Annotated in this window: 22 protein-coding genes; 17 read left to right on the top strand and 5 right to left on the bottom strand. The window is 62.0% G+C overall.

Translation table 11 applies throughout. The features are described from left to right. Positions 1 to 19: 19 nt before the first annotated feature. On the top strand, positions 20 to 1,192 hold the full coding sequence (locus ACESNB_RS11590) for a CaiB/BaiF CoA transferase family protein (protein ID WP_373007432.1): 1,173 nt from the start codon (positions 20 to 22) through the stop codon (positions 1,190 to 1,192). Here ACESNB_RS11590 and ACESNB_RS11585 read toward each other — a convergent pair. Further along, positions 1,189 to 2,112 (bottom strand): DMT family transporter, encoded by a 924-nt coding sequence (locus tag ACESNB_RS11585; protein WP_373007430.1) that lies wholly within the window; start codon positions 2,110 to 2,112, stop codon positions 1,189 to 1,191. The genes ACESNB_RS11590 and ACESNB_RS11585 overlap by 4 nt on opposite strands. 297 nt (positions 2,113 to 2,409) lie before the next feature. On the opposite strand from ACESNB_RS11585, the gene gap reads away from it, so the two are divergent. The 11 genes from gap (at position 2,410) to ACESNB_RS11530 (ending at position 13,111) form a co-directional block, all read left to right on the top strand. Then, entirely contained in the window at positions 2,410 to 3,420 is a 1,011-nt protein-coding gene (gene gap / locus ACESNB_RS11580; RefSeq protein ID WP_373007428.1) for a type I glyceraldehyde-3-phosphate dehydrogenase, read from the top strand. A 13-nt stretch (positions 3,421 to 3,433) separates the two neighbouring features. Next, positions 3,434 to 4,675, top strand: a complete 1,242-nt coding sequence (pgk, locus tag ACESNB_RS11575; protein ID WP_373007426.1) for a phosphoglycerate kinase — start codon at positions 3,434 to 3,436, stop codon at positions 4,673 to 4,675. A gap of 262 nt (positions 4,676 to 4,937) precedes the next feature. Further along, complete coding sequence (locus ACESNB_RS11570; protein WP_373007448.1) at positions 4,938 to 5,831, top strand: fructose bisphosphate aldolase; 894 nt, start codon at positions 4,938 to 4,940, stop codon at positions 5,829 to 5,831. Between the two features lie 166 nt (positions 5,832 to 5,997). After that, entirely contained in the window at positions 5,998 to 8,100 is a 2,103-nt protein-coding gene (locus tag ACESNB_RS11565; RefSeq protein ID WP_373007424.1) for a M3 family metallopeptidase, read from the top strand. A 7-nt stretch (positions 8,101 to 8,107) separates the two neighbouring features. Beyond that, positions 8,108 to 8,335, top strand: coding sequence for a DUF1272 domain-containing protein (locus ACESNB_RS11560; protein ID WP_373007422.1), 228 nt, complete (start codon positions 8,108 to 8,110; stop codon positions 8,333 to 8,335). Between the two features lie 51 nt (positions 8,336 to 8,386). Further along, entirely contained in the window at positions 8,387 to 9,058 is a 672-nt protein-coding gene (gene thiE / locus ACESNB_RS11555) for a thiamine phosphate synthase (protein ID WP_373007420.1), read from the top strand. A gap of 68 nt (positions 9,059 to 9,126) precedes the next feature. After that, positions 9,127 to 9,693, top strand: coding sequence for an elongation factor P (gene efp / locus ACESNB_RS11550; protein ID WP_373007418.1), 567 nt, complete (start codon positions 9,127 to 9,129; stop codon positions 9,691 to 9,693). A gap of 12 nt (positions 9,694 to 9,705) precedes the next feature. Further along, positions 9,706 to 10,530 carry an inositol monophosphatase gene (locus tag ACESNB_RS11545; protein WP_373007416.1) on the top strand — a complete coding sequence of 275 codons (825 nt, stop codon included), beginning with the start codon at positions 9,706 to 9,708 and terminating at the stop codon, positions 10,528 to 10,530. A gap of 73 nt (positions 10,531 to 10,603) precedes the next feature. Further along, positions 10,604 to 12,091 (top strand): flavin-containing monooxygenase, encoded by a 1,488-nt coding sequence (locus ACESNB_RS11540; RefSeq protein WP_373007414.1) that lies wholly within the window; start codon positions 10,604 to 10,606, stop codon positions 12,089 to 12,091. A gap of 76 nt (positions 12,092 to 12,167) precedes the next feature. Beyond that, the gene (locus ACESNB_RS11535; RefSeq protein ID WP_373007412.1) at positions 12,168 to 12,326 is read left to right on the top strand and encodes a hypothetical protein; all 159 of its coding nucleotides are present in this window, start codon (positions 12,168 to 12,170) and stop codon (positions 12,324 to 12,326) included. 62 nt (positions 12,327 to 12,388) lie between these two features. Beyond that, positions 12,389 to 13,111 carry a DUF6624 domain-containing protein gene (locus ACESNB_RS11530; protein ID WP_373007410.1) on the top strand — a complete coding sequence of 241 codons (723 nt, stop codon included), beginning with the start codon at positions 12,389 to 12,391 and terminating at the stop codon, positions 13,109 to 13,111. Between the two features lie 31 nt (positions 13,112 to 13,142). Here the strand turns inward: ACESNB_RS11530 and ACESNB_RS11525 are convergent, their stop codons facing one another. Then, the gene (locus ACESNB_RS11525; protein ID WP_373007408.1) at positions 13,143 to 14,981 is read right to left on the bottom strand and encodes an ABC transporter transmembrane domain-containing protein; all 1,839 of its coding nucleotides are present in this window, start codon (positions 14,979 to 14,981) and stop codon (positions 13,143 to 13,145) included. A gap of 162 nt (positions 14,982 to 15,143) precedes the next feature. On the opposite strand from ACESNB_RS11525, the gene rpmE reads away from it, so the two are divergent. Next, positions 15,144 to 15,362 (top strand): 50S ribosomal protein L31, encoded by a 219-nt coding sequence (gene rpmE / locus ACESNB_RS11520; protein WP_373007406.1) that lies wholly within the window; start codon positions 15,144 to 15,146, stop codon positions 15,360 to 15,362. 260 nt (positions 15,363 to 15,622) lie between these two features. Here the strand turns inward: rpmE and ACESNB_RS11515 are convergent, their stop codons facing one another. From ACESNB_RS11515 to ACESNB_RS11505, 3 genes are all read right to left on the bottom strand, one after another. Then, complete coding sequence (locus ACESNB_RS11515; protein WP_373007404.1) at positions 15,623 to 15,844, bottom strand: hypothetical protein; 222 nt, start codon at positions 15,842 to 15,844, stop codon at positions 15,623 to 15,625. A gap of 42 nt (positions 15,845 to 15,886) precedes the next feature. Beyond that, positions 15,887 to 16,768, bottom strand: a complete 882-nt coding sequence (locus ACESNB_RS11510; protein ID WP_373007402.1) for a caspase family protein — start codon at positions 16,766 to 16,768, stop codon at positions 15,887 to 15,889. Between the two features lie 144 nt (positions 16,769 to 16,912). Further along, positions 16,913 to 18,661, bottom strand: a complete 1,749-nt coding sequence (locus ACESNB_RS11505; RefSeq protein ID WP_373007400.1) for an alanine/glycine:cation symporter family protein — start codon at positions 18,659 to 18,661, stop codon at positions 16,913 to 16,915. Between the two features lie 160 nt (positions 18,662 to 18,821). Here ACESNB_RS11505 and miaB point away from each other — a divergent pair, with 160 nt between their 5' ends. The 4 genes from miaB to ACESNB_RS11485 are packed head-to-tail and all read left to right on the top strand — an operon-like array spanning position 18,822 to position 22,512. Beyond that, positions 18,822 to 20,198: a tRNA (N6-isopentenyl adenosine(37)-C2)-methylthiotransferase MiaB gene (miaB, locus tag ACESNB_RS11500; RefSeq protein ID WP_373007398.1), complete on the top strand. Its 1,377-nt coding sequence runs from the start codon at positions 18,822 to 18,824 to the stop codon at positions 20,196 to 20,198. Positions 20,199 to 20,200: 2 nt separating this feature from the next. Beyond that, positions 20,201 to 21,178 carry a PhoH family protein gene (locus tag ACESNB_RS11495; protein WP_373007446.1) on the top strand — a complete coding sequence of 326 codons (978 nt, stop codon included), beginning with the start codon at positions 20,201 to 20,203 and terminating at the stop codon, positions 21,176 to 21,178. Between the two features lie 8 nt (positions 21,179 to 21,186). Continuing rightward, the gene (ybeY, locus tag ACESNB_RS11490; protein ID WP_373007396.1) at positions 21,187 to 21,636 is read left to right on the top strand and encodes an rRNA maturation RNase YbeY; all 450 of its coding nucleotides are present in this window, start codon (positions 21,187 to 21,189) and stop codon (positions 21,634 to 21,636) included. Between the two features lie 12 nt (positions 21,637 to 21,648). Beyond that, positions 21,649 to 22,512 carry a transporter associated domain-containing protein gene (locus ACESNB_RS11485; protein WP_373007394.1) on the top strand — a complete coding sequence of 288 codons (864 nt, stop codon included), beginning with the start codon at positions 21,649 to 21,651 and terminating at the stop codon, positions 22,510 to 22,512. The last annotated feature ends 2 nt before the right edge of the window (positions 22,513 to 22,514 follow it).

Genomic DNA, 22,514 nt, shown 5'->3' with positions numbered 1-22,514 from the left:
CCCTTCGCGAGCCCCCGCCATGACCGCACAAACCCCCTCCGGCCCCCTTGCCGGCATCAAGATCGTCGACATGAGTTCGGTCGTGCTCGGCCCCTTCGCGACCTTGATTTTCGGTGATCTTGGCGCCGATGTGGTCAAGGTCGAAGCGGGCCAGAAAGGCAAGGCGGGCGACATGATGCGCTATGCCGGCGCCTCGCCCACCGGCGATCTCGGCCCGATCTATACGGCCCTGAATCGCAATAAACGCTCCGTATTGCTCGATGTGAAGACCCCCGAAGGCAAGACCGCCCTGACCGCCCTGCTCAAGGATGCCGACGTTTTTTTCCACAATGTCCGCCTCGCCGGCATGGACAGGCTAGGCTTCGGCTACGAGGCCGTGAAGGCCATCAACCCCGACATCATCTACGTCCACTGCGCCGGCTTCGGCACCGGCGGCGAATACGAGCACCGACAGGCCTATGACGACCTTATCCAGGGCGCGTCCGGCTTTGCTGCGCTCAACGCCATGCGCTCCGGCGGCGCGCCGGAATACGCGCCCTCCCTCGTCGCCGACAAGACGGTTGGCCTGTTTGCCACCTATGCGACGCTCGCCGCCCTGTTTCACCGCGCGCGCACCGGTCGCGGCCAGTTCGTCCAGGTCCCGATGATGGAGAGCTTCACCTTCTTCAACATGGTCGAAAACTTGTACGGAGAGACCTTCATTCCGGGCAATGGCCGCCTTGGCTACACGCGATCGATCAATGCCAACCGCAAGCCCTATCCCACGAAAGACGGCTATATCGGCCTCGTGCCCTATTCCGACGAACAATGGGCCCAGTTCTTCGAGATCGGCGGGCGGCCCGAAGTCTTCCAGGATCCGCGCTTCTCGACCTATGCCGCCCGCACCGAAAACATCAACGAACTCTACGCCATGATCGAAGAGGTCGCCGCGACCAAGACCACAGATGAATGGCTCACCCTGCTTGATGCGGCCAACATCCCGGCCATGCGCTACAATACGATGGAAGCCGTACTGACCGATCCGCACCTGACGCAGGTCGGCTTCTTCGAGGAACGCATACACCCCCAGGCCGGGGCCTATCGCGCCATGAAACACCCGGTCACCTTTTCCGACAGCCCGGCCAGTATTCGCCTCGATCCGCCCTGCCTCGGCGCCGATACCGAGACCGTGCTCGAAAGCCTCGGCCTCTAGGCAGTCTTGCGTCCACCCCCGCCATGACGGGCCAGCCAGACGCCGCCCAGGATCATCGCGAAGGCGCCAAGCGACTGCCAGCTCTGCAACTCGCCGAAGAACACGAACCCGAGCACGGCGGCAACGACGGGGATGGCATAGCCGGTCAACGACAGGAAGGTAGCCGACGTCCGCGCGATCAACAGCATGTACAGGGCCTGCGCGAAGGCCGTCGGGCCAAGCCCGAGACCAACAACCGCCAGCCAATTGTCCCAATCGGCATTCACGTCCGCCGGCTCAACCATCAGCGCCAGCGGCCACGACACGACCGCCGCGACCGACACGAAGGCCGTGGCGAAAGGAATGGCGCTCATCAGCGGCGCGCCCCGTGCGATCAGGCTGGACGTCGCATAGGCCATCGTTGCGCCAACCAGCATCAGCTGGGCGACGGCGCTGGCAGAGCCGAGCCCCTTCATCGCCTCGGGGCCGAACAGAAGCGCCACGCCGCCAAACCCGATCAGCACGCCCACGACCGATCCGGCTGACATCCGCTCGTCCCGGAACATGAAATGGGCCCCGATCGCCACGAAGATCGGCACGGCGGCAGTATAGAGCGCGGCAAGGCTGGAATTGACCGTCTCCTGCGCAATCGTGATCAGGAAAAAGGGAATGACGGACCCAACAAGCGCCATGCCCACAATTGCGGTCCAGCGGCGGCGGTCAGTCAGCGGCGGCAGGTGTTGGCGCCTGGCCAGCATCACGCACCAGAGCGCGACGGCACCAATCGTCAGGCGGCCAGAAATCACCCATTCGGCAGGCAGGCCGACATCGGCATGGCCTTTATCGACCGCCATCCGCGTCAACATGTAGGCGCCTGCCCAGACCAGGCTCAGCAGCCAGAACAGGCCCCAGTCGGCAAGCGTGCGGCCAGCGGGTTTCATGTGTGCCGATGCCCGGAGGGCTGGCGCCGTGACAGGATGCAAGAAAGACGGTGTTTCACCCGGATGGGCCCCCTATGGCAGGCCAACAGGCAATACAGGGGCCCCGCCTCAAGTCCACTCTACAATTGCATGGAACTTGCAAGCTGCTCAGATTGGAGCCGGCCCCGCATGGTCGCACCCCCCAGAGTCCCGTTTTGTGGCTCGATACCGCAGGCGATCCGGGTGGACGGGGGGAGCGCAGCATCGTAGAGGGCCTGCAAAGTCGAAGTTTTTGTCCCGTCTGAGGAGAATTTTAAAATGGCAATACGTGTTGCAATCAATGGATTTGGCCGGATCGGACGTCTCGTCCTGCGCTCCATCATCGAGCATGACCGCAAGGACATTGAAGTCGTCGCGATCAATGATCTCGGCCCCGTCGCCACGAATGCCCACCTCCTGCGCTTCGACTCCGTTCATGGTCGCTTCCCGGCGGACGTCCAGGTCGATGGCGACAAGATCGTCATCAATGGCAAGCCGATCCTTTGCACCGCCATCCGAGACCCGAAAGACCTGCCCCACCGCGAACTCGATATCGATATCGCCATGGAATGTACCGGCATCTTCGCTGACAAGGAAAAGGCCTCGGCTCACCTCGAAGCCGGCGCCAAGCGCGTCCTGGTCTCTGCGCCTGCCACCAATGCCGACAAGACCATCGTCTTCGGTGTGAACCACGACACGATCACAAAGGACGACATGGTCGTCTCGAATGCCTCGTGCACCACGAACTGCCTGTCGCCTGTCGCAAAGGTTCTCAACGACCTGATCGGCATCGAGAAGGGCATGATGACCACGATCCATTCCTACACCAATGACCAGCCATCGCTCGACCAGATGCACAAGGACCTCTACCGCTCCCGCGCCGCAGCGCTCTCCATGATCCCGACCTCGACCGGCGCCGCCAAGGCCGTCGGCCTCGTCCTGCCGGAACTCAAGGGCAAACTCGACGGCATCTCGATCCGCGTCCCGACACCGAACGTCTCTGTCGTCGACCTGAAATTCGTCTCCAAGAAGAAGACGACGCCAGAAGAGATCAATGCCGCAATCATCGCCGCCGCAAACGACGGCCCGATGAAGGGCGTGCTGGGCTTCACCGACCAGCCGAACGTCTCGTGCGATTTCATCCACGACAACCGCTCGTCGATCTTCCACCTCGACCAGACCAAGGTCATGGACGGCAATTTCGTCTCGATCCTGACCTGGTATGACAATGAATGGGGCTTCGCGACCCGCATGAGCGACACCGCGCTCGTGATGTCGAAATTCCTGTAGAGGCCTGAAGGCGATGAACTTCAAACGCATCGCCGACGCTGGCGACCTCAAAGGCAAGACCGCCCTCGTGCGCGTTGATTTCAATGTGCCGATGGACAAGGGCCTCGTCACCGATGACACGCGCCTGCGCTCCGCCGTGGAGACGGTGCAGACCCTGCGCACGCAGGGGGCCAAGGTTGCGCTTCTGGCGCACTTTGGCCGGCCCAAGGGCAAGCGCGTCGCGGAGATGAGCCTTGCGCCCATCGCAGGCGCGTTCGCTCAGGTGCTCCGCTCGAATGTCAGTTTCGTCGCCGATTGCGTGGGCGACCATGTGAAGGCGGCAATTGCCGACCTACGGCCTGCCGGGGTGATCCTGCTCGAGAATACCCGCTTCCATGCAGGCGAGGAAGCTGGCGACATGGACCTTGCGAAAGAGATCGCTTCGCTCGGCGACCTCTATGTCAACGACGCCTTTTCGGCGGCACATCGCCGCCATGTCTCGACAGCCGTCCTTGCCGAACTCCTGCCCGCCTATGCCGGTTGCGCCATGGAGCGCGAACTCGACGCTCTCGAGAAGGCCCTCGGGAATCCGGAAAAGCCCGTGCTGGCCGTGGTCGGCGGTGCTAAGGTCTCTTCCAAGATCGACCTCCTGAAAAACCTCGTCACCCAGGTCGACATGCTCGCCATCGGTGGCGGCATGGCCAACACATTCCTCGCCGCGCGCGGTCGTTCGGTCGGCAAGTCGCTCTGCGAGCATGACCTGGCGGATACCGCCCGCGAAATCGAGACGATCGCAAATCAGAATCGCTGCGAAATCCTCCTGCCGGTCGATCTTGTCGTCGCCAGGGACTTCGCCGCTAACGCGCCTCACCGCACATGCGGCCTTGATGAGGTTGCTGACCACGAAATGATCCTCGACGCTGGCCCGCAAACCGTGGCCGCGCTCAGAGCTGCCATGGATTCGGCCAAGACACTGGTCTGGAACGGCCCGCTCGGCGCCTTTGAACTGACCCCTTTCGATACCGCCACGGTCGCCGCAGCAAAGGCTGCCGCTGCGCGTGCCAAGGCCGGCAAGCTGGTCGCCGTGGCTGGCGGTGGTGACACGGTCGCCGCGCTCAATCATGCCGGCGTCGCAGATGATTTTACCTTCGTTTCCACCGCCGGTGGCGCCTTCCTGGAATGGATGGAAGGCAAGCCCCTCCCCGGCATCGACGCCCTGAAGGCCTGCCCCCGATTGGCACACCCTGCGGCAAATCGCGCAGGGTCCACAAAATGATAGCGATCCCATTTTGTTCGCGGCCTGAAGGCCGTGAATTGCGGCTGTCGGGATTCGCCCCTTTTCCGCTCCGATTTTCAGCGCTCTAGCCTCGCGACACCGGCCCCAAAGCCCACAATCCTCCGGAAATGCAGCGATTTTCGAGATCTCAGGCACGCGCAGTACGTATTGTTGACGCAATCTTTGGGCACGGTACTTGAAAGCAATCCCTGCAAACCAATCAGCAGGTCCCCAAACAATGAGTTTTGACGCGGTAATGATCATGGATAATGCAGCAATGGCCGAACAGGCCGCCAAGAAAGCCGGCTTCATTGCCGCGCTCGACCAGTCGGGCGGCTCCACGCCGAAAGCCCTCCGCCTCTATGGCGTCGAGGAAACCGACTATGCCAACGACGAAGAAATGTTCGGCAAGATCCACGAGATGCGTGCGCGTATCATCAAGTCACCCGCCTTCACCGGCGACAAGGTCATGGGCGCAATCCTTTTCGAACGCACCATGGAGGGCGACATCGACGGCATCCCGACCGCACAATACCTTTGGGAAAAGCGCAGCGTCGTTCCCTTTCTGAAAGTCGACAAGGGCCTCGCCGACGAGGCGGACGGCGTCCAGCTGATGAAGTCGGTGCCGGAACTCGACCACCTGCTCGAACGCGCCGTCGCCAAGGGCATCTTCGGCACCAAGATGCGCTCCGTCATCCATGCCGCCAACCCCAAGGGCATTGCCGCCGTCGTCGCCCAGCAATTCGATGTCGGTCGCCAGATCCTCGGTCACGGCCTGATGCCGATCATCGAACCGGAAGTCACCATCACCATCGCGGACAAGGCCGAAGCGGAAGACATTCTTCGCGCCGAGATCACCAAACAGCTCGATGCCTTGCCGGCCGACAGGCAGGTCATGCTGAAACTGTCGCTCCCAGAAAAGGCAAACCAGTACAAGTCGCTGGTCGATCACCCGCGCGTCATGCGGGTTGTCGCGCTGTCCGGCGGCTACAGCCGCGACGATGCGAACGCCAAACTGTCGTGCAACACGAACATGATTGCCAGCTTCTCGCGCGCCCTTACCGAAGGGCTTTCGGCCCAGCAGAACGAAGCGGAATTCGACGCGAAACTGGCTGACACGATTGATTGCATCTTCACCGCCTCGAAAGCGGGTTGATCAGTCCTCCCACGATTTGAAAAGGCGGCTCTCGGGCCGCCTTTTTCTTGCGCGCCATACCGGGCGGTTGTCTCTGGACATGCAGGACAGGCGCGGACCATATTGCGCCAGATCCCGGCGGCGCCTCTGCAAAGGCATTTGCGCCAGCTGCTGAGGAATGCGCCAGATGAAATTTGCTCGCTTCGCCGCGCCGTTTGCCGCTCTCTCGCTGATCGTGTCGGCCTGCGGCCCTGCCGCGAAACAGGCTGAAACCCCAGCCCCCGCCTCGGTCAACGTCCTCGGCACGGCCGCGAAGGCGATGATCTCCGAACTCGTCCTGACACCCCCCAGCGCCGACGCTTTCACCATCCGCTGCGACAATTCCCTCGACCTCATGGGCAGGATGATTGCCGAACTTGAAGGCCGCGACGATACGGCAGGCGCCGCCGACATCGCCTTCCTCGACACGCTGGTCAATGTGGGCGTCTCGATCGGATTCGGCGAAGCCTCCGTCATTGCCGAGGCCAATCCCGAACCGTCGATCCGCGAATCCGGTGCCACCTGTCAGGAGCGAACGTCTGATCTGCTGACCCGTCTGTCGCTGTCGCGCCGCATCTATGACCGCCTCACATCAATTGATGCGGCCACGCTCAACCCCCGCGAAACCTTCCTGCTCGCACGGACGCTGCGCGACTATCGCCGCGCCGGCATCAACAAGGACGAAGAGACCCGCGACAAGGTCCGCTCGCTGAATGCGGAACTCGCCGAAATCAGCACGGCGTTCAGCAAGAATCTCCGCGAGATCCAGGGCCGCGTCACACTCGACTCCATCGACGACCTCATCGGCCTGCCGCAAGACTATATTGACGCGCACCCGCCGGGCGAGGACGGTCAGATCACCATCACGACAGACTATCCCGATACCGGCCCGGTCTTCTCCTATTCGCCGAACGAAGCCCTGCGCAAGGACCTGCTGCGCCAGACCAACAACCGCGCCTGGCCCGAGAATGTGGAACAGCTCCACCAGTTGCTCGAAAAGCGCTACGAACTCGCCACCCTGCTCGGCTATCCGAACTGGGCGGCCTATGTCACCGAAGACAAGATGACCGGTTCGCCTGACGTGGCCGAAGCCTTCCTCGCGCGTGTCGAAGCGGCCGCGACCGATGCTGCAGGCATCGAGCATGGCCGGCTGTTGAGCAAGCTGAATGAAACCCAGCCGGACGCCACCCTCGTTCCCGAATGGAGCAGTGTCTATCTCGCCGAACAGATCCGCCAGTCAGACTACGCTCTCAATTCGCAGGAGGTCCGCCAGTATTTCGCCTATGACAATGTCCGCGCCGGTATCTTCACGCTGGTCGAAGACCTGTTCGGCGTCCAGATCACCACTTGGGACGGCGCACCCGTCTGGGACCCCAGCGTCACCGCCCATGAAATGCACCGCAATAGCGAACTGATCGGTCGCTTCTATCTCGACATGCTTCCGCGCGACGGCAAGTTCAAACACGCGGCCGCCTTCCCGGTCCGCATCGGGCCGACCTCTGACGGCGTTCCGGTGTCCGCGCTGATATGCAACTTCCCGGCAGGTGACCATACGACCGGCCTGATGGAACACCAGCAGGTCGAGACCTTCCTCCACGAATTCGGCCACCTCATCCACGGCATGTTCTCCGCCCCGCCGGACTTTGCCAGCCTGAACATGGGCAATCTCGAATGGGACTTCATCGAAGCGCCGTCGCAGATGCTGCAAAACTGGGTCTGGGACTATGACACGCTCGCCAGGTTCGCGGTGAATGCGGATGGCGAAACCATCCCGCGCGCGCTGGTCGAGAAGATGAATGTCGCGCGTGATTTCGGCACCGGCCTCGGCACGCTGCGCCAGCTGACCTACGCCTATATCTCACTTGATTATTACAGCCGACCGCCGGACGAAGTGGACTTCGAGCAACTCTGGGACGCGCGCCAGTCGGCCCTCAGCCCGTTCGAAACCCTGCCCGACACGCATCGCTATGCCAGCCTCGGACACCTCGATGGGTATTCGGCGATCATATACACTTACCAATGGTCGCTCGCGATCTCGACCGACCTGTTCACCGAGTTCGACAAGAACGGCCTGCGCGATACGGCCACTGCCGCGCGCTACCGCGACATGATCCTCGCCCCCGGCTCATCCAAACCGGCCGCACAGCTCGTGCACGATTTCCTCGGCCGGGACTGGACACCGGAAGCCTACGAAAAGAAGCTGATCGACGCGGCCAAGGCCGCACCAACGAAGACGAAGAAGAAGAAATAGGGCCCCCATGCTTGAAATGCGCCCCAATTGTGAACGCTGCGATGCCGACCTCGCCCCGGACGAGGTGGGCACCTTCATCTGCTCGTTCGAATGTACCTTCTGCGCCGATTGCGCCGACGGTCCGCTCGACGGTGTCTGCCCGAATTGCGGCGGTGATCTCGAGCCCCGCCCGATGCGCAAGGGCAAGACGCTGGCCAGCAATCCCGCCAGCACAAAGCGCGTCGGCCCGAAGTAACCGTCACCGCCTGCTTCCTTCCCCGGCCTGCTTCGGCTAGAGAGCCCGCCCATGGCTGACAAAATTCCCCTGCGCGAGCGCACCCGCCTCTATCTCATCACCCCGCCGCGCATTGATGATGTGCCCGAATTCGCCGCCGTGCTCGAAGGCGCGCTCGAAGCGGGTGACGTCGCCTGCCTGCAGATCCGTCTGAAAGGTGAAGACGGCAAGATCGATGTCGCCGCAACGCGGGCCGTCGCCGAAGCCGTTACCGTCATGGCCCAGGCCTATGGCGCCGCCATAATCATCAATGACAGTTCGGAACTCGCCGTAGAGTTGGGCGCCGATGGCGTCCATATCGGCCCCGAGGACATGTCCATCAAACAGGCCCGCGAGATCGTCGGCACCGACGTCATTCTCGGCGCCACCGCGAAGAATAGCCGGCACGCCGCCATGGCGGCCGGCGAACAGGGCGCTGACTATGTTGCCTTCGGCGCCTTCTACCCGACGACCACCAAGGCCGGCACCGTGCCCGCCGAGCTGGAGCTCCTCGAATTCTGGCAGGAGACGATGGAACTCCCCTGCGTTGCGATCGGTGGCATCACGGTCGAAAACGCTGCGCCGCTGGTCACCGCTGGCGCCGACTTCCTCGCCGTCTCTTCTGGTGTCTGGAACCATCCAGAAGGCGCCGCCGCAGCCGTAATGGCCTTCAATGCCCTTCTGGATCAGCTGCAACCGCGTTAACAACCCGCCGCTTGACCCTTGCGCGGCAAAGGCTTAACCCGCGCCAAACCCCAACAAGGACGACTTCAATGCCCAAGATCAATGGTAATGAAATCAAACCCGGCAATGTCATCGAGCACGAAGGCACCGTCTGGCGCGCGATCAAGACCATGGCCGTCAAACCCGGCAAGGGTGGCGCTTTCAACCAGGTCGAGCTTCGCAACCTATTCAACGGGTCGAAGTCCAACACCCGCTTCCGTTCCAACGAGTCGGTCGAGCGCGTGCGTCTTGAGCAGAAAGAGTTCCAGTTCCTCTTCGCTGACGAGAACGCGTTCACCTTCATGGACACCGAGACCTACGAGCAGATCATGATCGAGCGTGATTTCATCGGTGACCAAGGCGCCTTCCTTCAGGACTCCATGATGGTCCAGATCGAATTCTATGGCGAACGTCCGATCGGCGTCGCCCTGCCCGACCAGGTCACACTCGAAATCCTCGATACCGAACCGGTCGTCAAAGGCCAGACAGCCGCCAACAGCTTCAAGCCAGCCATGTGCACCGGCGATATCCGCGTCCTTGTCCCGCCCTTCGTTGGCGTCGGCGAGCGCATCGTCGTCCAGACCGCCGACAGCACCTATCTGCGCCGCGCAGACTAGTCAGGACCAAACATGTCTAAGCCCTCCCCCGTCGGTTCCGTGATGATCACCGCCGCCCGTGCCGCAGGCCGGGCGCTGGCGCGTGATTTCGGCGAAGTCGAAAATCTCCAGGTCTCCAAGAAGGGCCCGGGCGATTTCGTCTCGAACGCCGATCACCGCGCCGAGGAAATCATCTATTCCCAGCTCTCCAAGGCCCGCCCGGGCTATGGTTTCGTCATGGAAGAGCGCGGCATCATCGAGGGCACCGACAAGTCCAACCGGTTCATCGTCGACCCGCTCGACGGCACGCTGAACTTCCTGCACGGCCAGCCGCACTATTGCGTCTCCATCGCCCTTGAGCGCGAAGGCAAGCTGTTCGCCGGCGTCGTCTTCGATGTCGCCAAAAATGAAATCTTCTGGGCCGAAACCGGTCGCGGCGCCTGGCTCGAACAGCGCAAGCTGCGCGTGGCAACCCGCCGCAAGCTGGCTGATTCCGTCATCGCCACCGGCACGCCATGGGTCGGCAAGGCGGAAGCCTGGCACATCGGCTTTGCGCGCGAGATCGCCGCGATGACCCCCGTCTGCGCCGGTATCCGCCGCTATGGCTCGGCTGCGCTCGACCTCGCCTGGGTTGCCGCCGGCCGGTTCGATGGCTTCTGGGAGCGTGACCTCAAGTCCTGGGACGTCGCCGCTGGCGTCGTTCTCGTGCGCGAAGCAGGCGGATATGTCGAAGAGATCGACGGCGGTGACATCCTGAAAACAGGCTCAATCGTCGCCGGCAACGAGGACATCCTCCCTCTCGTCCAGAAGCAGATCCGCCACGCGGCTGCTTTCGGCAAGGCCGCAGCGATCGACTAAGCCCGGCAAAATTGGATAAGTGACACCTGCGTCAAGTATTGTGGCATTCGCATTGCCATTGTAAAGTCAGGGCATGACCCAGACAGACACAGACGTAATCATCATCGGCGCGGGCCTTTCAGGAATTGGCGCAGCGGTTCACCTCACCCGGGAGTGCCCTGACCGGACCTTCCGGATCATCGAAGCGCGCGACGCGATCGGTGGCACGTGGGACCTGTTCCGCTATCCCGGCATCCGCTCGGACAGCGACATGTATACGCTGGGCTACAATTTCAAACCGTGGACAGATGCGAAGGCCATCGCTGATGGTCCCAATATCCGCAAATATGTCCGGGAAACCGCCGACGAAAACGGCATTACCGACAAGATCCAGTTCAATACCAAGGTCGTGGCCGCAGACTGGTCCAGCGCCGACCATCTCTGGAACGTCACCCTGGATCATGGCGGCACGACCGAACTCACGACATGCCGCTTCCTGTTCCTGTGCGGCGGCTATTACAGCTACGACAAGCCGTTCCGGCCTGACTTCCCGAACGAAGCCGACTTCAAGGGCGAGATCATTCACCCCCAACTCTGGCCGAAAGATCTGGACTATACCGGCAAGAAAGTGGTCATCATCGGCTCAGGCGCAACAGCCGTCACGCTGGTCCCGGCGATGACCGACAAGGCCGCGCATGTCACCATGCTGCAGCGCTCGCCATCCTATGTCGTGTCGCGCCCGGCGGTCGACAAGTTCGCAACCTTCCTGCGCAAGATCCTGCCCGAGAGCTGGGCCTACAACGTCATTCGCTGGCGCAACGTCACGATGGGTCAGTTCTTCTACAACCAGACCCAGACGAAGCCCGAAAAGGTTCGCGAGCAATTGCTCGGCATGGTCCGCAAGGAACTTGGCCCCGACTATGACGTCGAGAAGCACTTCACCCCCACCTACAAGCCGTGGGAACAGCGCCTGTGCCTCGTTCCGGATTCCGACCTGTTCGAAGCCCTCAAATCGGGCAAGGCCGACGTTGTCACTGACCATATCGAGTCATTCACCACTGACGGCATCCGCCTGAAATCCGGCGAGACGCTGGAAGCCGATATCATTATCTCGGCCACCGGTCTGAACCTTCAATACATGAACGGCATCGAGGCAAGCATCGACGGCCAGCCGATCCATGCTGGAGAGCTTCTGAACTACAAGGGTGTGATGCTGTCCAACGTCCCGAACATGGCGCTGACATTCGGCTACACGAACGCCTCGTGGACCCTGAAGGCAGATCTCACGTCGGAATATGTCTGCCGCGTGCTGAACCATATGACCGAAACAGGCACCACCAGCGTCATGCCCTATCTCGACCACTTCCCGGCCGAAACAGACCCCTTCGTGGTCGGCTTCTCGTCTGGCTATTTCGCGCGCGCGATCGACTCGCTTCCCCGCCAGCACAAGGAAAAGCCCTGGAAGCTCAACATGAACTATCGCGAGGATATGAAGAACCTTCGCAAGGCGCCGATCGAAGATGGTGTGCTGACTTTCTCGGGCGACCGCGAGCCCACCGTGATCCTTCAGGCCGCCGAATAGGGCCCCGCCCCTGCCAATCCATGCCATCCTTCGCTATCTCAACTCTGTGAGGTGTTCGAGTTAGCGGAGAAATATCATGTGGTTATGGCTTTTATGGTGGTGCGTTGACGATCACCTCGCAGCGGCGTTCGGCGCGCCCGGGCTTGGTGAGCTGCCCATCTGGGTGCCGCTGATCCTGTCGCTCGCCTTCGCCTTCACGATCGATGGCAAGGTCAAGAAGCTGCGTAAAGGCTAGGCCGTCTCGCTGGCAAACGTTCGAATATTGGCATGCAGTCTTCCAGACAGGGAAGGATGTATATGACCCGCTTACGAACAGTAGAGATGTCACTTGTCCTGGCATCGCTTTCCGCCTGTGCAACCCTTGCCCCAAAGGCTGGTGAACAGACGGACGCCTACGTCAAAGCGCTGAACGTATTGAGTCCGCCCTCTGCTCCTGACGGCGAACTGGATACGACGTGGGAATATTATCTCAAGATGTACGCAGACTGCGATGGCGATCTGCCATTCCAATGTGAACTCTATGAACGCGCCTTCGTCGATGCGTATATCGCACAGCTTCTCGTTTCCGTGACCGGACAGTCAACGAACGACATCCGAATCCTTGCCATGGCTTATGAGGAATTCAGGAAAAGTGCCGATACAATTTCCGCGAGTAACGATGCGTGGCTCCAAGCGACCATGCGCCAGATGGGCTGGTTCTCCGTTGGAACATATGGCGAGAGCGCCGATGCCGCCGCATTTCTTTTGATTCAGCACTCTGGAAATGAAGCTTGGCAGAAACAGGCCCTTACCGACCTGACTGGTCGTATGGCGAGCGGAGAAACGAACCCACGGAATGTCGCCATGCTGTCTGACCGCATTGCCCTCAAGGAGGGCGCGCTACAAAAGTTCGGCACAGGGAATGGCACCCGGAGGGCCCACGCCTCGTCTAGGCCAGAACAGCTGAACGAGCGAAGAGCTGCGGCAGGGATGGGGCCGATTGAGCGTTACGAAGCATCGATGGGGTCCAAATACTGCTAGACTGCCAATCGGGGCCGCGCTGCGCGCAGGTTCAGGCCGTCTCGCTGGCAAACTGCAATTCGGCCAGCCGCGCATAGAGCCCGCCCTGCGCAACCAGCTGGTCATGCGTCCCCTCTTCCACGATCCGGCCATGTTCCATCACCACGATCCGGTCGGCCCGCCTTACCGTCGACAGGCGGTGCGCGATCACCAGCGTCGTGCGGCCTTCGGCAGCATTCGCAATTGCGCGGCGCACAGCGGCTTCGCTCTCGGAATCGAGCGCTGAGGTTGCCTCGTCCAGCAACAGGACCGGCGCGTCCCGGACCAGAGCCCGCGCCAGCGCCACGCGCTGGCGCTGGCCGCCCGACAGGCTTCGGCCCTTCTGGCCAAGATCCGTCGCCAGGCCGTCCTTTTCGGCAAGGAATTCCATCGCCTCCGCCATGCGCGCGGCATGTTCCAGCAAAGCCTTATCCGGATTGTCCGTGCCGAAGGCAATATTCTCAGCCGCCGTCCCCGTGAACAGCGCGGATTCCTGCGGCGCATAGGCAAACTGGTGGCGCCAGTCAGCCGGGTCTGCCGCGACTGACGGCACGCCATCGAGCGTCACGTTCCCTTTCTGGGGATCGAACAGGCGCAATGCCAGCCGGAACACGGTCGTCTTGCCGGCCCCGCTTGGACCAACAAGCGCAACAAACTCGCCTGGTTTCACCGACAGCGAAAAATCCTCGAGCGCCGAGAGCGTCTCGTGGCCATAGCGGAAAGTCACATGATCGAATGCCAGCGCGCCGGCGACCTTTGCGGGCAGCGCCACCGGGTGTTGCGGCGCTTCGATCTCGATTGCGGTGTTCAGCACTTCGGCGGCACGGTCGGCGGCGCCCGCTGCCCGCATCACTTCGCCATAGACTTCCGCCAGCATCCCGATGCCAGACCCTGCATAGAGCGCATACATCACCATGGAGGCGAGGTTGCCGAATGTCATCTCACCCGTCGCCACACTGCGCGCGCCGAGCCACAGCACCCCCACAAAGCCGCCAAACAGCAACACCGACACCATCACGATCATGATCGCGCGGGCACCGATCCGTTTCATCGCGGCATCGAACGTCGCCTCGATGGCAGTCGTGAACGAGGCGAGCCGCCCTTCTTCGCGGCCATAGGCCTGCACCAGTTCGATCGCGTCCAGCGCTTCGGCAGCCTCCGCTCCGGCATCCGACAGACGTGATTGCGCCCGGTTCGACATTTTCCTGATGATACGGCCAATCCCCATCACCGGAAGGACCGCGATCGGCAGCATGGCCAGCAGCGTCAGGCCAAGCTTCCAGTTCACCACCATCATCATGACCAGCGCGCCCGTCGTCGTCAGCAGCGTACGGGTGGCCAGCGAGGCAGACGTGCCAAGGAAGGTCTCGATCAGGGTTATGTCCGCCGTCAGGCGCGACACGGCTTCGCCAGAGCGCATCTTCGAGTGATAGGCGGGCGAGAGCTTCAGGAGATGGGCATAGAGGTCACGGCGCAGGTCAGCCGCCACCCGCTCGCCGAAGCGCGAGACGAAGTAGAAGCGCACCGCGCCCAGCAGGCCCGAGGCAATCGCCGCAAGGAACACCCACAGGAAGGCATCATTGATCAGGGTCAGAAGCATCTCGGTATTGCCGCCGGCCGAGCGGCCGGCATCAGCCGCTTGGCCCAGCAGGATCGGAATGAACAGGCTGGCGGCAGCCGCCAGAATGAGGAAAACCAGGGCAACGCCGACCGTCACCCAATGTTTCTTGAAATACGGCAAGAGCAGCGTCAGGGGCTTCAGGCTGCGGCCCTTCGGGCGCGCCATGCCTTCCCCGCCCTCGGGAAGCGTCGTGCGGCGATCCTCGACGAGGCTGGTTTCTGTATCGGCCATGGGAGTTCTTTCTGCGCGCACGCATCAATTCAATGCAAGCGCCCTCTTGCGGGACGCCGCTGTTTCAGTTACACGCCGGGCTTCGAAAAATGGCTGAGACATGCCAGCGCACCTCCTGCGAATTCAACCCGTTACACCAGGCTACATAGAGAGGCCCAGGCTATGAAAAAAGAAGGGCATCCCGATTATCACTTCATCAACGTTGTGATGACCGATGGCACCGAGTACCAGACCCGTTCAACCTATGGCGCCGAAGGCGACAAGCTGGTTCTGGATATTGACTCCAAGTCGCATCCAGCTTGGACTGGCGGCGACGGCAAGATGCTCGACCGCGGTGGCCGCGTGTCGCGCTTCAAAGACAAGTTCAAAGGCTTCATGTAAGACCGACGGGTCTTCTATGATGCGTAGAGTGGGAACGCCCCGGCCTTATGGCCGGGGTTTTTCTCATTTTGGGGCCAGAGTCCGGACCGACCTCACCCTGGCCACTCCCTGACCGCACCGCCGGCTCCCCACGACCACACCCTTGCATTTCACCCGCTACAGGCCGATTCAGGGCCCGCCGAGGCGCGACAGACAGCCCTGCCGCAAGAGCACTACGCATCGTTCCGATTATCGTATGCAGTGCCCGATGGCCCCGACAATCAGTACTTTTGGACCTGTTGCTTGGTGTAGCCGTCGTCCTTCAGCATGTCGCCAAGGTCGGGAGACTGCTGCTGGATCGGCATCTTGCTCTTCATCTGCTCCTGCACATCAGGCACGACCGATTTCTGCTCGAGATAGCCGCTGACAGCCCCCAGCCGGATCTGCAGCGTCCCCCAGCCCTTGGCCGAGCACTGGCCAGCCTTCACGGCCGCATGCAGCACGCCGTCATTCAGACGCTCATGCTCTTGGGTGCGGCAGGTTTCCTAGACATCGCTCCAGCGCCTCTCGGTACAGCGATCCGTGCGGGCATAGGCATCGAGGCACGTCATCGCCGAACGGAAATCGTTCGGCTGGGCGGCGTATTTGTCGCGAAAGGCGTCTTCGTTCTGCGCTTGCCATGTGTAGCGCTTCATCAGCGCTGGCCAGCCGGCGGCTGTGCACATGCCGCCGCTGACCGCCTGCAGCAGGCTGCCATCGTCCAGCAAGGCGTGTTCGTAGGTCTTGCAGTTCTCGTAGACCTGGCTCCAGTCGTCCGGCTTGCACATGTCGGCTTTCGCATGATCCGCAATGCACGCGAGCGAGGCGCTGAGATCAGATCCGGCCGCGACAACAGTGGGCGTCCACGGCGCGGAATCCGCAGGTGCGCCCGGAATGTCCTCCGACAGGGACGTCACATCCCGTCCGCTTCCTCCGGCGACGCCGTTACAGCCCTCTGCCCGCGTCCTCGCCAGCGTTGTCAGCGGGCTCGCCGGATACTGGTCTAGGAAAGCGGCGTATTCGCAAGGGCTCTCGGCCAGGTCGAACACGGTCTGCTCGGCGCTCGAAATGCAGCCGCCAGCCGTGCACCGGGAAAAGCAGATGTCCTCGCCGGTCAGGCCGCTATTGTAGAACGGCGTCTGGGCGCCCTCCGTGGCTGCGCTGACGCGGTCCGCCACGCGCTTGAACACCTGTTCGGCAATCAGCCACTCCACCGGCAGAACCGCCGCCAGCGCTTCGGTAAACGGGCTGTGCTGGTTCTCGCCGTCAAACGCCGTGAAACCCGGCTCGGTCGCATAGGAAATCAGCAATCCCCGCGCCTGCGCGAAGGCGGCACTGGACAGGCAGACAAGGCTGGCGATCAGGCTGAAAGCGATTTTCAGTTTCATGCTCGGTGTCCCCACACATATTCTAGCATATTAAGCCAGAAATTCGCCGCTGACGGAACGCGTCAATCGCCTCTCGCGGGAGTGCCCATGAAAAAGCCCCGTCCCCGGCAAGCGGGAACGGGGCTTCCTGATCGGGATCAGCGCCTATTCCTGTTCGGGATGGCGGGGCTCTTCGCTATAGTCATGCACGGGGTGTCCTGCATCAGGATCGCCATTGCGCTTGTGCATCGCATACACCACCCCTGACAGGGCCAGCAGCGCAATCAGGTTCGGGAATGCCATCGACGCATTGGCGATATCACCGAGCAGCCACAGCGCATCCGTATCCGTGACGAGCGTGCCGGCGAAGACAACGATCACCCAGAGATACCGGAACGGATGGGTCGCCCACTCGCCGAGCAGATAGGTCACAGCCTGTTCGCCATAATAGGTCCAGCCAATGATCGTGGTGAACGCGAAGAAGAACAGCGCAATGGTCACCACCCATTCGCCATACGGCAGCGCCGCACCATAGGCCCGCGCCGTGATGCCGGACGATTCCGCGTCCGTTTCATACACGTAGCGAACCTCGTTCAGCACGGCTGGATCAGACGCCGACGCAAGGGCCTTGGCAAAATAGGCTGCCTCATCAGCCTCGGTTGCCGAATGCGGCAGGTCGATCCCGAGCTTCAGACCGCCAGCGCGGCAGGCCTGAAGGAACCCGGCTGCCTCGGCGCCGCGTGCGGCGACGATGGCGTCCCGGCCATCCTGATACGCCGATGGGAACAGGTCTCCGACGCTAGTGCCATCGGGCAGCGCCGCCGCATTGGTGGCAACACATTGTTCTGCTGCAATCAGGGCCGGGCTCCGCTTGAAGTCGCCCGAGACCGTCAGGATGACCAGTGCGGTCATGGTGCAGATCACGATCGTGTCGATGAACACGCCGATCATGGCGATTTCACCCTGCTGGGTCGGATTCTTTGTCTGCGCTGCGGCGTGAGCAATCGGGGCCGAACCCTGACCGGCCTCATTCGAGAACAGACCGCGGGCGACACCCGCGCGAACCGCCGCTGCCATCGTGTAACCGGCTGCGCCGCCAACCGCTTCCTGCAGGCCGAAGGCCGATGCGAAGATTGTCCCGAAAGCATGCGGAATTTCGGAGGCATTGAGGATGAGCACGACCAGCGCGGCAAGCACGTAGGCTGCTGCCATGACCGGGACGACCTTGCCGGCAACCGAACCGATCGACTTGATACCGCCGATAATGACGGCAAACACCAGTCCGGCCAGGACAAGGCCGATAGACCATGGCGGAATCGAGACACCAAAGTTGGACCGGGCGGTTTCCACGGCCGTCTGGGCAATCGAGTTCGCCTGGATCATCGAGCCCGTCGCCATCGCCGAGAACAGCGTACCGATACAGAAAATGACGGCCAGCCAGCCCCAGTTCTTACCAAGACCGTTCTTGATATAATACATGGGTCCGCCATTGATGCGGCCATATTCGTCGGTCTCACGGTATTTAACGGCCAGTGAGCTTTCCGAGAAGGCGAGCGCCATGCCGAAAATCGCGGTCACCCACATCCAGAAGATTGCGCCGGCGCCGCCCAGCGTGATGGCGGTCGCCACACCCGCGAGATTGCCGGTACCCACTTGTCCCGACAGCGCGGTCGACAAGGCCTGCCAGGGCGTGATGGCGCCGTCTTCGCCTTGCGCCTTCCGGCCGTCCCATACTTCCTTAAAGGCCGGGAAGAAGCGTCGCAGGGGCCGGCCGCCCAAACGGAACATGAAGAACAGTCCGGTTCCCAGCAAAACGAACGCCAGCGGCCCCATCGGAAGGATGGCTTCGCCGTTCCAAGCGCCCCCCCAGATGAATCCGCTGACGTTCCGGATAAGGTTTACAAAATTTTCCATGGGCCTCCCCGGCCTCCTTCTAGATTGACTTGGCCTCACCCTAGCCCGGTTTGCCCGTGTGTGAAGGCTTTGTCACAGACGGACCGTTCCCCGGCTGCGATACAGGCGGAGGCGCACAAGGTTCTGGCAGGACAGGCGCTTTTCAGGCATAAGCCCGCGGATGAATTCAACCGATACTGCGAAGCCGCCCAAAGGCCTGTTTATCAAGACCTATGGCTGCCAGATGAACGTCTATGATTCCGAACGCATGCGCGATGTGCTGCGCCCGCTTGGCTATGCGCCGGTGGACGGGCCCGAGCAGGCTGACCTTGTCGTACTCAATACCTGTCACATCCGCGAAAAGGCGACCGAAAAGGTCTATTCCGAACTTGGCCAACTGAAGCGGATGAAAGAGGCGTCCGGTGGGCGCATGACCATCGCCGTGGCCGGTTGCGTAGCCCAGGCCGAAGGCGAGGAACTGATCCGCCGCCAGCCCGCCGTCGATCTCGTGCTCGGCCCGCAGGCCTATCACAAGCTGCCGGAAATGATCGCCCGCGTCAGCCGTGCCGTCGGCGACCGACTGGAGACCAAATTCGAAACGCTGGAAAAATTCGACGCGCTCCCCAAAGCGCGCGCCGCAGACGGCCCGACAGCCTTCCTCTCGGTGCAGGAAGGTTGCGACAAGTTCTGCACGTTCTGTGTTGTGCCTTATACGCGCGGCGCCGAACTCTCCCGCAGCGTCGATGATATTGTCGTCGAGGCGCGCAGCCTTGCATCACAGGGCGTGCGCGAGATCTCCCTCCTCGGCCAAAACGTCAATGCCTTCCATGGCGCAGCACCGGCCATAGAAGGAGGGCCGGACTGGGACCTCGGCCAGCTTTGCCGCCACATTGCAAAGATCGGCGGGATCGACCGTATCCGCTACACGACCAGCCACCCGCGCGACATGGACGACGACCTGATTGCCGCACACGGCGACACGCCGGAAATGATGCCTTTCCTGCACTTGCCGGTTCAATCGGGTTCAGACCGTATTCTCAAGGCGATGAATCGCGGCCACACGGCGGCAGATTTCCATGACATCATCGCAAAAGTGCGCGTGGCACGCCCCGGCATTGCCCTTGCCTCGGATTTCATTGTCGGTTTTCCCGGCGAGACCGACGCGGATTTCGACGCCACGATGGACTTGGTTCGCCAGACCGGGTTCGCCACCGCCTATTCGTTCAAGTATTCCAGGCGTCCCGGGACCCCGGCGGCTGAAATGTTCGGCCAGGTTCCCGAAGACGTGAAGAATACCCGGCTCCAGGCGCTGCAGGCCTTGCTGCGCGACCAGCAGACGGCCTTCAACGCATCCCAGATCGGCCAGACTCTCGACGTGCTTGTCACCGGCAAAGGACGCCAGCCGGGCCAGGTTCATGGCCGCTCGCCCTACCAGCAGGCTGTCCACTTCAATGGGCCCATCGAACTGATCGGCCAGATCGCTTCCGTGCACGTCGTGGATTCCAGCCTCAATTCCCTGACCGGCGAGTTCGTCTCGGCCCGCGAGGCGGCTGCGTGACTCTGAAGCCCCGCAAACCGGCGTCACGCGCGGCGCCCGTCAGCCGCATCTTCGAAGTCCGCAATGCCGCGCGGCTGCAAGACCTGTGCGGCCCGCATCACCGCCACCTCCAGCTGCTCGAGAACCGGCTCGCCGCATACGACCTGCGCGCCGAAAGCCAGGGTGGCGGCATTCTTCTCGTCGGCACCGAGGAAGGCGTCTCGATTGCCGAAGCGGCACTCGCAGAGCTTGAGCGCCGCATCCGCAGCGGCACCGAGGCCAATGATATGGAACTCGAAGGCGCACTTGAAGCCGCCCGCACCCCAGCCCAGACCTTCGGCGGACTGGTCGGCCTGAAGAAGCCGATCAAGCCCCAGACGCGCGGACAGGCGAAATATCTCGAATTGCTGGCCAATTCAGACAATGCCCTTGTCTTCGGTGTCGGTCCTGCCGGCACGGGCAAGACCTTTCTCGCTGTCGCCGCTGGCGTCGCGGAGCTGACCTCCGGCCTGCGCCAGCGCCTGATCGTGACCCGCCCGGCGGTCGAAGCGGGCGAGAAACTCGGCTTCCTGCCCGGCACGCTGGAAGAAAAGGTCGATCCCTACATGCTGCCGATCTGGGATTCGCTGCGCGAACTCATGGGCCAGGAACAGATGGAACGCCGCATGGCGCGCGGCGAGATCGAGGTCGCCCCGCTTGCCTTCATGCGCGGCCGCACACTCAAGAACGCTTTCGTGATCGTCGATGAGGCGCAGAACACGTCCGTCTCGCAGATGAAAATGGTGCTGACGCGTCTGGGCCGCGACAGCCGCATGGTCGTCACCGGCGACCCCGGGCAGGTCGACCTGCCCGCCCACCAGCCATCCGGCATGAAGCACGCACTCAAGATTCTCGACGGTGTCGAAGGCGTCCATGCCTATCACCTGACGGCCGCAGACGTCGTGCGCCATGGCCTCGTTAGCCGCATCATCGATGCCTATGCCGCCGCAGGAGAGGTCTGACAGCCGCCATGATCAATCTCGACCTGATCGTGGAAGAGGACAGCTGGGACGCCCTCGGAGACCTTGAAGCCCTGAGCCGCCGGGCCTTCGCCGCCGGCTGGAGCGTTGCGCCTGCCGAAGGAACCGTTTCGCTCCTGCTGACCGATGACGCGGTGCTCAGACAGCTGAACAAGGACTTCCGCGGCATCGACAAGGCGACCGACGTCCTGTCCTTTCCGGCGCTTGAAATGGACCGCCCCCTGCTCGGCGATATCGCCGTGGGATATGGCGTTTGCGCGGGCGACGCGGCCACCCAGGCCAAAACCTTGCCCGACCATCTGACCCACCTGCTGATCCACGGATACCTTCACCTGCTCGGCCATGACCACATGCAACCAGACGAAGCCGCCATCATGGAATCACTGGAAATCTCCGCACTGGCATCTCTCGGCATAGCCAATCCCTATGATTCAGACTAGAGCACCGACGACATGAGTGACCCAGACCCTTCAGACCCTACCCCGAGCGGGCGATTACGCAAGATGCTCGGCTTCGGCCGCAAGGACCGTAACGCGGAACTGGCGACAGAGCCCGGCATCGGCGAACCCGCCACCAGCCCCCACGAAATGCGCCTGCGTATCGAGGAATTCGAACAGATGCGCGTCGTAGACGTCATGGTTGCGCGCGCCGAAGTCAAAGCCGTCGAAGTCGGCATGGAGTTTCCGGAACTCCTGAAATACTTCGCCGAAGTGACCCATTCGCGCCTACCGGTGTTCCGCGAGTCGCTCGACGATCCGATCGGGTTCGTGCACATCAAGGATGTCGTGAAGGAACTGGCGGCAGGTGGAGAAACCGCCAAGCAACCGCTAGAACGATTGCACCGCGAAGTGCTGTATGTTCCGCCGTCGATGAAGCTGACAGATCTGCTTGTAAAGATGCAGTCAACGCACATACACCTTGCCCTCGTGGTCGACGAATATGGCGGCACCGACGGCCTTGTGTCGCTCGAAGACCTTGTAGAAGAAATCGTCGGTGACATCGAAGACGAACACGACGATGAGGAGCCCATGTTCGTGCGTCGCAGCCAGCGCGTCTGGGAGGCCGACGCACGGACCGAAATCGACGATTTCGCAGAGGAAACCGGAATTGATCTTGATCTTGCCGACATGGATAGTGACATCGACACGCTTGGCGGCGTCGTGTTCGCGCTGGCTGGCAAAGTGCCCGTCCGCGGCGAGGTCCTTCGGCACCCATCAGGGGTCGAAATCGAAATCATGGACGCCGATGCGCGGCGCATTCGTCGCCTTCGCCTGCGAACACCGGAGGTTGGCTCCGCGCCGCAACCCCAGGAGTAAAG

It is taken from the genome of Hyphomonas sp. (assembly GCF_041689225.1).
In the GTDB taxonomy this organism is placed as follows: Bacteria; Pseudomonadota; Alphaproteobacteria; order Caulobacterales; family Hyphomonadaceae; genus Hyphomonas.
The sequence above is the reverse complement of the archived record's forward strand: the minus strand, read 5'-3'. Positions and strand labels throughout refer to the sequence as shown.